The 13,433-nt window shown below is 72.2% G+C and carries 14 protein-coding genes; 6 read left to right on the top strand and 8 right to left on the bottom strand.

All coding sequences use genetic code 11. The annotated features are described in order from the left end of the window. Nucleotides 1-6 precede the first annotated feature (6 nt). A complete protein-coding gene (locus FBY22_RS25285) occupies nt 7-1,476 on the top strand; it encodes an L-fucose/L-arabinose isomerase family protein (RefSeq protein ID WP_142149613.1) in 1,470 nt (489 codons plus the stop codon). Nucleotides 1,477-1,792: 316 nt separating this feature from the next. Here the strand turns inward: FBY22_RS25285 and FBY22_RS25290 are convergent, their stop codons facing one another. From FBY22_RS25290 to FBY22_RS25305, 4 genes are all read right to left on the bottom strand, one after another. Next, nucleotides 1,793-3,322, bottom strand: coding sequence for an FAD-dependent oxidoreductase (locus tag FBY22_RS25290; RefSeq protein WP_142149615.1), 1,530 nt, complete (start codon nt 3,320-3,322; stop codon nt 1,793-1,795). Nucleotides 3,323-3,376: 54 nt separating this feature from the next. Next, nucleotides 3,377-3,682, bottom strand: coding sequence for a DUF3040 domain-containing protein (locus FBY22_RS25295; RefSeq protein ID WP_174267262.1), 306 nt, complete (start codon nt 3,680-3,682; stop codon nt 3,377-3,379). A gap of 145 nt (nt 3,683-3,827) precedes the next feature. Next, the gene (locus FBY22_RS25300) at nt 3,828-4,286 is read right to left on the bottom strand and encodes an SRPBCC family protein (protein ID WP_142149619.1); all 459 of its coding nucleotides are present in this window, start codon (nt 4,284-4,286) and stop codon (nt 3,828-3,830) included. 117 nt (nt 4,287-4,403) lie between these two features. Beyond that, entirely contained in the window at nt 4,404-4,859 is a 456-nt protein-coding gene (locus FBY22_RS25305) for a DUF6098 family protein (protein ID WP_142149621.1), read from the bottom strand. Between the two features lie 245 nt (nt 4,860-5,104). Here FBY22_RS25305 and FBY22_RS25310 point away from each other — a divergent pair, with 245 nt between their 5' ends. Both FBY22_RS25310 and acs read left to right on the top strand, forming a co-directional pair. Further along, the gene (locus tag FBY22_RS25310; RefSeq protein ID WP_142149623.1) at nt 5,105-5,749 is read left to right on the top strand and encodes an acetate uptake transporter; all 645 of its coding nucleotides are present in this window, start codon (nt 5,105-5,107) and stop codon (nt 5,747-5,749) included. Beyond that, the gene (acs, locus tag FBY22_RS25315) at nt 5,746-7,728 is read left to right on the top strand and encodes an acetate--CoA ligase (RefSeq protein WP_142149625.1); all 1,983 of its coding nucleotides are present in this window, start codon (nt 5,746-5,748) and stop codon (nt 7,726-7,728) included. Before FBY22_RS25310 ends, acs begins: the two co-directional genes overlap by 4 nt. Nucleotides 7,729-7,754: 26 nt before the next feature. Here acs and FBY22_RS25320 read toward each other — a convergent pair whose 3' ends face one another. Next, nucleotides 7,755-8,414 (bottom strand): response regulator transcription factor, encoded by a 660-nt coding sequence (locus FBY22_RS25320; RefSeq protein WP_142149627.1) that lies wholly within the window; start codon nt 8,412-8,414, stop codon nt 7,755-7,757. A gap of 107 nt (nt 8,415-8,521) precedes the next feature. On the opposite strand from FBY22_RS25320, the gene FBY22_RS25325 reads away from it, so the two are divergent. Further along, nucleotides 8,522-9,742 (top strand): GNAT family N-acetyltransferase, encoded by a 1,221-nt coding sequence (locus FBY22_RS25325; RefSeq protein WP_142149629.1) that lies wholly within the window; start codon nt 8,522-8,524, stop codon nt 9,740-9,742. Nucleotides 9,743-9,749: 7 nt separating this feature from the next. Here FBY22_RS25325 and FBY22_RS25330 read toward each other — a convergent pair whose 3' ends face one another. The 3 genes from FBY22_RS25330 to FBY22_RS25340 are packed head-to-tail and all read right to left on the bottom strand — an operon-like array spanning nt 9,750 to nt 11,338. Further along, entirely contained in the window at nt 9,750-10,385 is a 636-nt protein-coding gene (locus FBY22_RS25330) for a hypothetical protein (RefSeq protein WP_260845120.1), read from the bottom strand. Next, nucleotides 10,382-10,807: a hypothetical protein gene (locus FBY22_RS25335; protein ID WP_142149633.1), complete on the bottom strand. Its 426-nt coding sequence runs from the start codon at nt 10,805-10,807 to the stop codon at nt 10,382-10,384. The genes FBY22_RS25330 and FBY22_RS25335 overlap by 4 nt, the downstream gene beginning before the upstream one ends. Nucleotides 10,808-10,822: 15 nt before the next feature. After that, nucleotides 10,823-11,338 (bottom strand): sensor histidine kinase, encoded by a 516-nt coding sequence (locus tag FBY22_RS25340; protein WP_260845121.1) that lies wholly within the window; start codon nt 11,336-11,338, stop codon nt 10,823-10,825. Between the two features lie 161 nt (nt 11,339-11,499). Between FBY22_RS25340 and FBY22_RS25345 the strand changes: the two genes are divergently transcribed. Both FBY22_RS25345 and FBY22_RS25350 read left to right on the top strand, forming a co-directional pair. Beyond that, nucleotides 11,500-12,099, top strand: coding sequence for a gamma carbonic anhydrase family protein (locus FBY22_RS25345; RefSeq protein WP_142149635.1), 600 nt, complete (start codon nt 11,500-11,502; stop codon nt 12,097-12,099). A gap of 163 nt (nt 12,100-12,262) precedes the next feature. Beyond that, complete coding sequence (locus tag FBY22_RS25350; protein WP_174267263.1) at nt 12,263-13,417, top strand: S1 family peptidase; 1,155 nt, start codon at nt 12,263-12,265, stop codon at nt 13,415-13,417. Nucleotides 13,418-13,433 lie beyond the last annotated feature (16 nt).

Below are 13,433 nucleotides of genomic sequence, written 5' to 3' on the forward strand. Positions count from 1 at the left end.
CCGACCATGGCAACGACCCACACCCCGACCGCGAGCGAGGACCGCGCCGCCGTACTGCGCGATCTGCTCCCCCCGATCGCCCGCCGTCGCCCCCGAATCGGCCTGGTGGCGGGCGGACTCGGCACGTACTGGCCGCAGTTCCCCGATCTGCTGCCGCAGTTGAAGGAGTCGGCCGGCTACGTCGCCGAGCGGCTGCGGCGGATGGACGCTGAGGTGACCGACGTCGGCTTCGTCTCCGACGCCGAGGAGGGCGCCGCCGCGGCCGAGCGGCTGCGGCGCACCGACTGCGATCTGATCGTGCTGTTCCTGACGACCTATCTGACGTCGTCGATGGTGCTGCCGATCGCCCGCCGCTCCCACACACCCGTCCTGGTCGTCGACCTCCAGCCGACCGAGCGGATGGACCACGCCCGCTTCGACACGGGTGCCTGGCTGGCGTACTGCGCGCAGTGCTCGGTGCCGGAGGTCGGCAACGTCTTCCGCCGCGCCCGTATCCCCTTCCGTTCGGTGTCGGGCTGGCTGCGGCAGGAGTCCGCCTGGCGGCGCATCGAGCAGTGGATCAGGGCCGCGCACGTCCGCGCCGCGCTCCGGCACGCCCGGCACGGTCTGATGGGGCACCTGTATCCCGGCATGCTGGACGTGTCGACCGATCTGACCCTGCTGTCCACGACGTTCGGTTCGCATTTGGAGGTGCTGGAGTTCGACGACCTGCGCCACCGGGTGGAGCGGGTGAGCGAGGCGGAGACCCGGGAGCGCGTGGAGCTGGCCCGCCGGGTGTTCACGCTCGACGAGAGCGTGGTGGACGAGGACTTCGCGTGGGGCGCGACGGTGTCCGTGGCGCTGGACCGGCTCGTCGAGGACTTCGGCCTGGACTCCCTCGCCTACTACCACCGCGGCCTCGACGGCGAACTGCACGAGCGGCTCGGCGCCGGCATGATCCTGGGAGCCTCTCTGCTCACCGCCCGCGGCGTGCCGGCGGCGGGCGAGTACGAACTCCGCACGAGCGTGGCGCAGTTGGCCTCGCAGAGCATGGGCGCGGGCGGCTCCTTCACCGAGATCCAGGCGCTGAACTTCGAGGACGGCGTGGTGGAGATGGGGCACGACGGGCCCGCCCACCTGGCCGTCAGCGCCCGCGAGCCGCTGCTGCGCGGGCTCGGTGTCTACCACGGCAAACGCGGCTGGGGTGTCAGCGTGGAGTTCGACGTCCGGCACGGCCCGGTGACCCTGCTCGGCCTCGGCCAGGACGCCGATGGGAGCCTGTCGTTCGTCACCTCCGAGGGCACGGTCGTACCCGGCCCCCTGCTGGAGATCGGCAACACCACCAGCCGTGTCGACTTCGGCCGCGACCCGGGCGAGTGGGTCGACGCCTGGAGCGCCACCGGCGTGGGCCACCACTGGTCCCTGGCGATCGGCCATCACGCCGCCGACTTCCACGCGGCGGCAAGCCTGCTCGACATCGACCACCGGCACGTGTGACACCGGCCCGAAGGCGCCTGCCGACAGACGCCTTCGGGCAACGGGTCATCACCGGCTCCGCCCGGCCGCCCCACGTTCGAGATGACGCCCAACAGCCTTATCCGGTGGGCACCTTGAGGCCTACGGCCTCCGATCGCGCCGGTCTCGTCGTCGAGCCGTCGGTCACTCCGGGCGCGTCACGATCCTGAAGGAACCCGACCGCCGCGCCGGCCGGCAGGTGGTCACCGTCGTGTGCGGCAGCGATGCCGTTCCGCGCGTCTGCCACCGCTGGACAGACACGGTCGCCGGCCGATCACGGCGACCGCGGGTCCGGCGGTCAGATCTCCCGGCGCTCCAGCGGCCTTGTCGCCGGTCCCTGGACGACGTTGCCGTCGGGGTCGAAGCGGGAGCCGTGGCAGGGGCATTCCCAGGTGCGTTCGGCGCGGTTGAAGGCGACCAGGCAGCCCAGGTGCGTGCAGCGGGCGGCGACGGCGTGGAGCTCGCCGGACTCGTCGCGGTGGACCGCGCAGTGGTGTCCGCCGGCCAGGACGACCGCACCGTCTCCCGGGGCGATGTCGTCGACCGAGCCTCCGCCCGACACCGAGGGCAGCCGGTCGCCGACGAAGTGCCGGGCCACATGGGCCTGGTGGCGGAGGAAGGCGGGCGCCTCACGGACGACGGTGCCCAGCCGACGGGGGTCGTAGAGCCCGCTCCACGGTGAACTCCGGCCGGTGATCAGGTCGCCGAGCAGCCGCCCGGCCATGATGCCGCCGCTCATGCCCCAGCCGCCGAAGCCCGTGGCCACGTAGGTGTGGCGGCCCATCGTGGGCAGCGGTCCGACGAGGGGCACCGAGTCGGTGGAGTCGTTGTCCTGCGTGGCCCAGCGGTGGGTGAAGTCGAGTTTTCCGAAACGTTCCACGGCCCAGCGGGCGAGCCGGTCGAAGCGCTCCTCGACGTCGGCGGTGCCGGGGGCGAAGTGCTCACCGGTGACGATGAGCAGCCGCTGCCCGTCGGCGTACGGGGCCGTGCGCACCGAACGGGTGCCCTGCTCGGGGGTGATGAACATGCCGTGCGGGTCCAGGTCGGCGGGGACGGGCGCGGCCCAGACGAGTTCGCGGCGCGGGGAGAGCCGGGTGAAGAGCATGGCCCGGTCGAAGATCGGGTAGTGCGTGGCGACCACGACGTCGTCGGCGCTGAGCGTGACCCCGGCCTCCGTGGTCAGACGGCAGGGCTCGCCCTCCTTGAGACCGACGACGCGTGTCCCCTCGTAGATGGACACGCCTTGCCGGCGCAGTTCGTCGGCGAGGGCGAGGAGGTACTTGCGGGGGTGGAACTGTGCCTGCCCGGTCACCCGGACGGCGCCCGCGACCGGAAAGGGCAGATCCGTCCCGGTGACGAACTCCGCGGGCAGGCCGGCTGCCCGGGCGGCCTCCGCCTCGGCCTTGAGTTCGCCGACGCGCGCCTCGTCCTCGGTGTAGGTGAAGGCCGCCGTGTCCTCCCAGTCGCAGTCGATGCCGAGTTCGCGGGCCGTCTCGGCGGCGTGGCGGACGGCTTCGGTCTGGGACTGCGCGTACAGCTTCGCCGCGTCCTCGCCCCGGGTGCGGCGCAGCCGCTCGTAGACGAGGGTGTGCAGCACGCTCACCTTGGCGGTGGTGTGGCCGGTGACCCCGGCGGCGATCCGGTCGGCCTCCACGAGCGCCACGCTGCGGCCGCTGCGCGCCAGTTCCCATGCCGTGCTGAGGCCCGCGATGCCCGCGCCGATCACGGCGACGTCGACGGTGGTGTCCCGCTCCAGCGGGGGATGGGGCTCTCGTTGGGGTGCCGTGTCGATCCAGTACGACCGCTGCTCGGCTGCGTACGTGTTCATGGCAGCCGGGTTCCCCGGGCGGGCCCGCCGAAGCGCCCGCCGTCGGCCGGGGTGTCAGCGCAGCGGCGAGCGTACGTGTTCGGGTTCCGTCCAGCGGCACAGCAGCCGGAAGCCCTGGACCAGGGTCAGCGGCCACAGCCCGGCGAAGGCCCAGATGACCGGGGGATCCGACGTGCGGATGCCGACGACCATGAGGAAGAGGGATGCGGCGCCCAGCAGCGTCACCGCCAGCGGCAGCCAGTAGGAGCGGACCCGGTGCCCGGAGCGCATACGGTGCCTCAGCCGCGGGTCGCGCCGCAGCCTGCGCTCGATGTCCTTGAGGATGAATCGTTCGCTCAGCGAGAGCGGGGGGTCGTCCACGCCCACCGAGTACCCGGGCGTGGCCGCCGAAACGGTACCGGCGGACCCCCGCCGACAGGCTGTGCTCCACTGTCGGCGGTCGCGAAACGGAGCCCGTCGGCGGGGTTCCGGCCCCTTCCGACGGGCTCCGTGTCGTGTGCCGCTCTCATCCGGGGGTGACCCGGCCGCGCCAGGACCCGGTCTCACCGCCGTGCTCCTCGATGTACTCCTTGAACCGCTTCATGTCGCCCTTGACCCGCCGGTCCACCATGCCGAGCGCGTCGGCGGCCTTCTCGGCGGCCCCGCTCGTCTCCACCTCCATGACCAGCTCCACGCGCGTGTGCGCGTCGTCGAGGCTCTCGAAGTGCACCATCCCCATCTGCTTGGTGTCGCCGCCGACCGTGCGCCAGGCGATCCTCTCGTCCGCCAGCTGGTCGACGATCTCGGTGTCGAACTCCCGGCGCACGCCGCCGATCTTGGTGGTCCAGTGGTTGTGGGTGTCGTCGACCTGGGTGACCTTCTCGACGCCCTCCATGAACTTCGGGAACTCCTCGAACTGGGTCCACTGGTTGTATGCGGTGTGGACCGGGACGGCGACCTCGACCGCTTCCTTGACCTTGCCCATGACCGTTCCTCCCTCTCATCGACGCTCGTTGTCGTCCGGCTCGTGAACGGTGTGCCGGGTACCCCGGATCCGCGCCGGTACCGACCCGGGACCTCGCCCCCTGCCCGTAGAAGCGGCTCACCGGGCCCGGCGCCGCATCGGCCCCCACTCACGTGCCCGCTCCTGCTCCTGCACGGCCCGCCGCGCCTCCTCGATGACGCTCTCGCCGATCCAGCCGATCGGCTCCACGTCCCGGACCAGCGGCTCGTTGTCGGGACCCCGTCCCCCGACCCGGCCGCGCAGCACCCAGGGGCGCACCCCCTCGCCCTTGTCGCGGGGCAGGTGCGAGTAGTCGTACAGCCGCCGCGCCACCCACAGCTCGGCCGAGCGGTCCTCCCACCACGGCTCGACGTCGAGCGGGTTGGCGGACAGGCCGGGCAGCCGTATCCCGGTCAGGCCGTCCCGGCTCTCGGCGATCGCCTCGTCGGCCTCGGGCCCTTGTGACCAGCGCACATACAGGTGGGGCGTGGACTGGACCACCTCCGCCAGTTCGCGGAGGGTCCGCAGCACGGGCAGGTCGTCGCGGGCGTTCATCGGGTCGTCTTTCCGTCCTGGCAGTCGTCGGGGGTTTCGGGGTGCGCCGGGTACCCCGCCGACCTCCCGGGACACGTTCATTACACGGGGCCGGACCGGTGGCCGTTCGTCGTGCCGGAACAGCCCCTCGCCGCACCGTCGCCACCGTTCGCCGACGTCTGGACTGGCACGGCTTCGATCGGGTACTTGGGCCGCACAGGGTTCATTTGCACCTTTGTGCCCTCGGAGACAGGAGGCTGCCACTCATGAGCACGCCAACATCCACTCCGGCCGGCAACATCGCCGACCCCGGTCCGCTCGGACTCGCCGCCTTCGCAGCCACGACGTTCGTCCTGAGCACCTTCAACGCCAACCTGATCACCGACAAGAAGCTCGTCGCCGTCGTCCTCCCCCTCGCCCTCTTCTACGGCGGCCTGGCCCAACTCCTGGCCGGTATGTGGGAGTTCCGCAAGGGCAATACCTTCGGCGCGACCGCGTTCTGCTCCTACGGTGCCTTCTGGCTGTCATACGCCGCCTTCGCCAAGTTCGTGGCCCCGGGGCTGCCCGCCTCCACCGCGCACCAGGCGAGCGGGCTGTTCCTGCTGGTGTGGGCGGTCTTCACGGTGTACATGACGGTCGCCGCGCTCCGTACGACGGGGGCGATCCTGGCGGTCTTCGTGACCCTGTCGGCGACCTTCATCGTGCTGTGCATCGCCGACTTCGCCCAGTCCGAGACCACCGTCAAGGCGGGCGGCTGGCTCGGTCTGGTGACCGCCGTGTGCGCCTGGTACGCGTCCTTCGCCGGCGTCACCAACTCCACCTCGGAACGTCCGGTCGTGCCGGTCTTCCCGAACGTCGCCACCCGCCTGCACCTGCAGCGGGGCGGACCGGTGGCAGGGGCACGGGCATGACCGACACCGGTGGCGAGACACTCTCGAACCTGCTGCGGGAGGAGCGGCGGTTCCCGCCGCCGACGGAGCTGGCCGCCACGGCGAACGCCACCGCGGCGGACTACGAGCGGGCCGACGCCGACAGCCAGTCCTTCTGGGCCGCCCAGGCGGCCCGGCTGGACTGGGCGCGGCCCTGGGACGAGGTGCTCGACTGGAGCCGGGCACCCTTTGCCCGCTGGTTCACCTCGGGCCGCCTGAACGTGGCCCACAACTGCGTGGACCGGCATGTGGCCGCGGGCAACGGCGACCGGGTCGCCTTCCACTGGGAGGGCGAGCCGGGCGACACCCGCACCCTCACCTACGCCGATCTGAAGGACGAGGTCTGCCGGGCGGCCAACGCCCTGGTGTCGCTGGGCGTCCGCACCGGCGACCGGGTGGCCATCTACATGCCGATGATCCCGGAGACGGTGGTGGCGATGCTGGCCTGCGCCCGCATCGGCGCCCCGCACACCGTGGTCTTCGGCGGCTTCTCGGCCGAGGCGCTGCGCGGCCGGATCCTGGACTGCGACGCCCGCGTGGTGATCACCGCGGACGGCGGCTACCGCAGGGGCAGCCCCTCGGCGCTGAAGCCGGCCGTCGACGAGGCGCTGCGCGAGTGCCCGGACGTGCGCAGCGTGCTGGTGGTGCGGCGCACCGGACAGGAGGTCGACTGGAGTGACGGCCGGGACGTGTGGTGGCACGAGCTGGTGGCGGCGCAGCCGGCCGAGCACGAGGCCGAGGCGTTCGACAGCGAACACCCGCTGTACATCATGTACACCTCCGGTACGACGGCCCGCCCGAAGGGCATCCTGCACACCACCGGCGGCTATCTGACGCAGGTGGCGTGGTCGCACTGGGCGGTGTTCGACGTCAAGCCGGAGCGGGACGTCTTCTGGACGGCCGCGGACATCGGCTGGGTCACCGGCCACTCGTACATCGTCTACGGGCCGCTCGCCAACGGCGTCACCTCCGTCATGTACGAGGGGACGCCGGACACCCCGCACAAGGGGCGCTGGTGGGAGATCGTCGAGAAGTACCGGGTGTCGATCCTCTACTGCGCGCCGACCGCGATCCGCACCTTCATGAAGTGGGGCGGGGAGCACCCCGAGCGCTTCGACCTGTCCTCGCTGCGGCTGCTGGGCTCGGTCGGTGAGCCCATCAACCCCGAGGCGTGGATCTGGTACCGGCACCACATCGGCTCGGACCGCTGCCCCGTGGTGGACACCTGGTGGCAGACCGAGACCGGGGCCCAGATGATCAGTCCCCTGCCGGGGGTGAGCACCTGCAAGCCGGGCTCGGCGCTGCGTGCGCTGCCGGGCATCCGGGCCGACGTCGTCGACGACACCGGCAAGCCCGTGCCCGACGGCTCCGGCGGCTACCTGGTCCTCACCGAGCCGTGGCCGGCGATGCTGCGCACCATCTGGGGCGACGAGCAGCGCTACCGCGACACCTACTGGTCCCGTTTCCCGGGCATGTACTTCGCCGGGGACGGTGCGAAGAAGGACGAGGACGGCGACATCTGGCTGCTGGGCCGGGTCGACGACGTCATGAACGTCTCCGGCCACCGCATCTCCACCACGGAGGTCGAATCGGCCCTGGTCTCCCACCCGATGGTGGCCGAGGCGGCCGTGGTCGGCGCCACCGACCCGACGACCGGGCAGGGTGTGGTGGCCTTCGTCATCCTGCGCGGCGAGGCCGGGACGCCCCAACCGGAGGACGTGTCCACCGAGTTGCGTGCCCATGTCGCCAAGGAGATCGGGCCGATCGCCCGGCCGCGGCAGATCCTGGTCGTCGCCGAGCTGCCGAAGACCCGCTCCGGGAAGATCATGCGGCGGCTGCTGCGGGATGTCGCCGAGAACCGCCGGCTCGGTGACGTGACCACGTTGACCGACTCGACGGTCATGGACGAGATCCGCGACCGGCTGCCCGGCGCGGGGACCGGTGGGGACGAGGAGGCGTAGCGGACCGCGCGCGGGGCCGTGACCCGTCACGGCCCCGCCGGTTCCGCGCCCAGGTACCGCAGCACCGCCAGCACCCGCCGGTTGGCGTCCTCCGCCACCGGCAGCGTCAACTTGCCGAAGATCGCGGCGACATGTTTCTCCACCGTCCCCGCCGACACCTCCAGCCGCCGGTCGATCGCGGTGTTGGAGCGGCCCTGCGCCATCAGCTCCAGCACCTCGTGCTCGCGTGCCGTGAGCGCGCCGATGCCGTCGACGCGCCGTGCCGCACCGGCGAGTTGGGTGACCACCTCGGGATCGAGGGCGGTCCCGCCGGCCGCGACCCGGTCCAACGCGTCCGTGAACTCGGCCACGTCGGCCACCCGGTCCTTGAGCAGGTAGCCGACGCCCGCGGAGCCGGCCGCGAGCAGCCGGGTGGCGTACCTGGTCTCGATGCACTGCGAGAACAGCAGCACCGGAGTCCCGGGGCGCCGCTCCCGGATGTCGATCGCGGCCCGCAGCCCCTCGTCGGTGTGTGTCGGCGGCATCCTGATGTCCACCACGCTCACGTCGGGCCGGTGTTCGGCCACGGCCGCCCGCAGCGCGTCGGCGTCGCCCACGGCCGCGCACACGTCGTGACCGCGTTCGGTGAGCATCAGGGCGAGCAGCTCCCGCAGCACCGCTGCGTCCTCGGCGATCACCACGCGCATGACGGGCATGATCCCGTAATTCGCTTGACCCCGCCACGGGGTGACACCGCATGGTGGCGGGGCACCACGGGTCGTGGTGCCGGTTTTCGCGGGAGGCGGCGGCAGCGATGGAGATACGTTCGACCACCGATGAGGACCTCGACGTCTTCGTGGACACGCTCCACACAGCCTTCGGACTCTTCCCGGAGACGCCGGCCGAAGGGGGCGGCGGGGTCTGGTGGTCGGCGCTCGAGATGGACCGCGGTCTGCTCGCCCGCACGGCGGACGGCAGGCCCGTCGGCACCGCCGCGTCCTACTCCTTCGAACTGACCCTGCCCGGTGAGACCCTCGTCCCGGCCCCCGGGGTGACCGCCGTCGGCGTCCTGCCCTCGCACCGACGCCAGGGCGTGCTCAGCGCGATGATGCGGCATCAGCTCACCGGACTGCGGGCCGGGGGCGAGTTCCTGTCCGTGCTGCTGGCCTCCGAGGCCCTGATCTACCGCAGGTTCGGCTACGGACCGGCGACGTACACGCAGCGGCTGACGGTGCCGCGCCACCGGGGCGCCGTCGCCCACCCCCGGGCGGGCGGAACGGCCGAGGCACCCACGACCGGCTCGGTCGAGGTGCTGCGGCGCGCCGAGTGCGGCGAGATCCTGGAAGAGGTCTACGACCGCTACCGCCGCGCACAGCCCGGCGCGCTGTCCCGTCCGCACCGCTGGTGGGCCCTGCGCGCCGGACAGCCCCCGATCGCGCCGGCGGCACGGTACATCGCCGTCCACCGTGACACCGACGGCGTCCCCGACGGGTACGCCAGCTACTCGGTCGACTCCGGCACCCTGACGGTCGACGAGACCATCACCACGGACGACGCCGTCTTCACTTCCCTGGCCCGGTTCGTTCTCGGCCACGACCTGGTCGCCCAGGTGGTGTTCAAGCACGTTCCGCCCGGGCATCCGCTGCGCTGGCAGCTCGCGGACTTCCGGGCCGGCCAGGTGAGCGACCACACGGACTGGCTCTGGGTACGGCTGCTCGACGTCCCGCGCGCGCTCACCGCGCGCGGCTGGTGCACGGACGGCGAGCTCGTCCTCGACGTCGACGACCCCTTCCTCGGCGAACGGAACCGCTATCTGCTGTCCGTCCGGGACGGCAAGGCCGACTGCGTCCCGACGGACCGCGAACCCCACCTGTCCCTGGACATCACCGACCTGGGTTCGGTCTACCTCGGCGGCACCGCGCCGAGCACGCTCGTACGGGCCGGACACGTCCGGGCCCACCGTCCGGGTGCGGCCGCCCTCGCCGACGCGTTCTTCGCGGCCGAGCGCATCCCGCACTGCCTGCACTGGTTCTGACCCGCGGTCAGAGCCGGAACGCCGCTGTCAGCACCTCGGTGAGGGCGTCCCGCGTCATGGTGGCGTCGACCGGAACCGCGCGCAGACCCAGCCGCTCGGTCTCCTCCCGCAGGTGTTCCGTGAACAGGCCGTCGCGTTCGGCGAGGTTGCGGCCGGCCCGCTCCGGATCGCTGGTCCTCCACAGGAACCCTTCACCGGGCGCCGCTCGGCTGCGGAAGGCGGCCCGGCGGAAGTCCGGGGTGGGAAGGAGCCAGACCGCGTGGTCGGGATCGGCGAGGAGCGGCTGCACGAGGTGCGGCAGCAACCGGAAACCCTCGACGACGACGCAGGGCCGGCGCGGCAGGCGCAGCAGGTCCTCGACGATCAGCCCGAAGCCCTCGCCGCGGAACCAGTGGAAGGTCTCCAGCATGACGCGCGGAGGCCGGTTCACCCAGCGCTCGTCCATGTCCATGGCCATGAACGCGTGCAGGAAGGGCGCTTCGTCGGGTGTGGTCCGGGCGGCGTGGTCCGGCATCGCGTCGTCGGTCGAGTACAGCCGCCAGCCGTGGCGGTCGGCGAGCCGGCGGGCGACCGTCGACTTCCCGGCCCCGCTGCCGCCGCCGATCCAGTAGACGTGCGACAGCCGTGCGGCGAGGCCGGTCACGTAGCCGAGGAGAGCTGTCGGCGCACCCATTCCGGATCGGGGTTAATGTGCGGCCGGCCCGCCACGACGACGGTCGGCACGGTCTCGTCGCCGCCGTTGGCGGCCCGCACCACCGCCGCCCCGGCGGGGTCGCGCCGGATGTCGACCCAGTGCAGCCGACGGGCCCGGCGGCCCAGCCGCACGCAGTACGCGCAGCCCGGCCTCCAGTAGACGACGGGGCGTCCGTCGGCGGCGCTGCGGCGCTGTGCCTCCTGCGCGTCGACCGACCTCGGGAAGATCAGGGGCGAGTTGACCGCCGCCAACGCCAGGAACACCAGCAGCAGTGCCGTGGCCTCGACGGGGCTGCCCTCGAGGGCGAGGTCCGTCGCCAGGGCCGAACCGCACAGCACGAACAGCAGGGGCGGCAACCAGACGCGCGTCATACTGCCGCAGGCTACTCACGCATGCAGCGGCAGCACCACCGTCACCGTCGCCGGCCCGCCCACCGGACTGCTGATCTCCAGCGTGCCGTCGACCGTACGGACGCGCTGCGTCAGCCCGGTCAGACCGCTGCCGGAACCCGCTCGCGCTCCGCCGCGCCCGTCGTCGGTGACGCACAGCCGCAGCGCGCCGTGCCTCCGGGTGACGTCCAGTACGGCTCGGCGGGCGCCACTGTGCCTGATGACGTTGGTGAGCAGTTCGGCGGCGCAGAAGTAGGCGATGGTCTCCATGGCGGGGGTGGGCCGCTCGGGCACGTCGACCGCCGGCTCGACGGGGAGGCCGCTGCGCGCCGCGAGGGTGGCCAGGTCGTCGGGCGGACCGCCGTCGAGGACGGGCAGGTGGAGGCCGCGGGCGAGGTCGCGCAGCTCGGTCATGGCTTCGGTGGCGTTGCGGTGTGCCAGTTCGACCACTTGGCGCACCCGGCCGGGGTCGGCCACCGGCTCGCCGGCCGCGCCCAGGCGCTCCCTGGCCACGGCCGGTCGTGGTCACGGACGCGACGCTACGGACGGGCACCTCCCGGCGGAACACGGCCGTCCCCCGTCTCACCCGGGGGTTTTCCCCAGCGTGCCGCGCCGCTGCCGGGTTAGTCTGCGCGCATCGGACCACTCACGGCACGGAAGGGGGCTCACCGCCCATGCTGATCGAACACCGCGGGCGGCGCCCGCTCGTCCCCGATTCCGCGTACGTGGCGCCCAGCGCCACCCTGTGCGGGGCGGTCGTCCTGGGTGAGGGCGCCCGGGTGCTGCACGGCGCGGTACTGACGGCCGAGGACGGGGAGGTGCGCGTCGGCGTGGACACGGTGGTCATGGAACACGCCCTCGTGCGCGGACGGGCCCAGCATCCGGCGGTGATCGGCGACGCCGTGCTGATCGGCCCGCACACCCATGTCAACGGCGCCGTCGTCGAGGACGAGGTCTTCGTGGCCACGGGTGCCTCGCTGTTCCCGGGTTCGGTGGCCGGCGCGGGAGCCGAACTGCGCATCAACAGCGTGCTGCAGGTGGGCTCCCGGCTCGCGCCCGGCACCGTGGTCCCCATCGGCTGGATCGCGGCGGGCGACCCGGCACGGCTCTTCGCACCGGAACAGCACGAGGAACTGTGGCAGGTGCAGCGCGAGTTGGACTTCCCGGGGACGGTGTACGGGGTGCCGCGGGGCACGCCGATGCGCGACATCATGACCCGTCAGAGCGCGTTCTACGGCGCCCACCTGGACGACCGGCTGCTCGAAGAGGAGTGACCGCGCCCCAAGCCCCCGGCCGCCAATTCCTCGACTTCCGTCGGACATTGGCATAGACCTGACCATGATCACCGACTAGGATCTGCGGCGCACCCCCCTGAGAGCGCTCTCACCGTTCTGCTGTTCCACCCCCACTCCGCTGGAACAACGAAGGGGCACCCCCTTGAGACGCATCACATCCCTGCGCACCGGCCTGTCCGCGCTCCTCCTGCTCGGCACCTGGGCCACCGCGAGCAGCCTTCCGGCCTCCGCCGCGGACTCCCCCGCGCGCTCCTCCTCCGAGGCACCCGCCTCCGCCTCCCTCCTCACCGCGATGCGGCACGACCTCGGCCTCACCGACGAACAGGCCAGGGCCCGGCTGGCTGCCGAGAAGACCGCCACGGCCGTGGAACGCAAGGCAAAGCGAGCCGCGGGAACCTCCTACGGCGGCTCCTGGTTCGCCCCGGCCACCGGCAGGCTCACCGTCGCCGTCACCCGCGGCGCGAACACCGAGGCCGTCCGCGCGACCGGCGCGACCGTGCGGATCGTGGAGCACAGCGCACGCCGCCTGGACGCGACGAAGGCGCACATCGACGCTCTGTCCGCGCCCGCCGGGGTCGGCAGCTGGTACGTCGACCCCAGAGCCAACAAGGTGGTCGTGGACGTCGTAGCCGCACACCGCGGTGACAACGATGTCCGCGCGTTCCTCGCCCGCGCCCGTCAGGCCGGGCCCGTCGCCGTCGAGGAGACCGCCGCGGCGCCGCGCACCTTCGCCGCCGGAACCGTGGGCGGCGACCCGTACTACACCGGCAACGTCCGCTGCTCCATCGGCTTCTCGGTCTACGGCGGCTTCATCACCGCCGGGCACTGCGACCAGCACACCGGCGCGGTGTACGGCTGGGACCGCTCCTACATAGGCAACTTCCAGGGCTCCTCGTTCCCGGACAACGACTACGCCTGGGTGAACGTCGGCAGCGGCTGGTGGACCGTCCCGGTCGTGCTCGGCTGGGGGACCGTCTCCGACCAGCTGGTCCGCGGCTCCGCCGAGGCCCCGGTCGGCGCCTCGATCTGCCGTTCCGGCTCCACCAGCCACTGGCACTGCGGCACCGTCCTGGCCAAGAACGAGACGGTCAACTACAGCCAGGGCGCCGTCCACCAGATGACGAAGACGAGCGTGTGCGCCGAACCGGGCGACTCCGGCGGCTCGTTCATCAGCGGTGACCAGGCACAGGGCGTCACCTCCGGTGGCTGGGGCAACTGCAGCTCCGGCGGCGAGACCTGGTACCAGCCCGTCAACGAGATCCTCAACCGGTACGGGCTGACGCTGCACACCGCCTGATTCCCGTACGGCGGCT

The sequence above is a fragment of the Streptomyces sp. SLBN-31 genome, from assembly GCF_006715395.1.
Classification (GTDB): Bacteria; Actinomycetota; Actinomycetes; order Streptomycetales; family Streptomycetaceae; genus Streptomyces.

Coding starts and splice junctions, on each gene's coding strand:
- FBY22_RS25285 (WP_142149613.1), top strand. CDS start 7: ATGGCAACGACCCACACCCCGACCGCGAGCGAGGACCGCGCCGCCGTA.
- FBY22_RS25290 (WP_142149615.1), bottom strand. CDS start 3,322: ATGAACACGTACGCAGCCGAGCAGCGGTCGTACTGGATCGACACGGCA.
- FBY22_RS25300 (WP_142149619.1), bottom strand. CDS start 4,286: ATGGGCAAGGTCAAGGAAGCGGTCGAGGTCGCCGTCCCGGTCCACACC.
- FBY22_RS25305 (WP_142149621.1), bottom strand. CDS start 4,859: ATGAACGCCCGCGACGACCTGCCCGTGCTGCGGACCCTCCGCGAACTG.
- FBY22_RS25310 (WP_142149623.1), top strand. CDS start 5,105: ATGAGCACGCCAACATCCACTCCGGCCGGCAACATCGCCGACCCCGGT.
- acs (WP_142149625.1), top strand. CDS start 5,746: ATGACCGACACCGGTGGCGAGACACTCTCGAACCTGCTGCGGGAGGAG.
- FBY22_RS25320 (WP_142149627.1), bottom strand. CDS start 8,414: ATGCGCGTGGTGATCGCCGAGGACGCAGCGGTGCTGCGGGAGCTGCTC.
- FBY22_RS25325 (WP_142149629.1), top strand. CDS start 8,522: ATGGAGATACGTTCGACCACCGATGAGGACCTCGACGTCTTCGTGGAC.
- FBY22_RS25335 (WP_142149633.1), bottom strand. CDS start 10,807: ATGACGCGCGTCTGGTTGCCGCCCCTGCTGTTCGTGCTGTGCGGTTCG.
- FBY22_RS25345 (WP_142149635.1), top strand. CDS start 11,500: ATGCTGATCGAACACCGCGGGCGGCGCCCGCTCGTCCCCGATTCCGCG.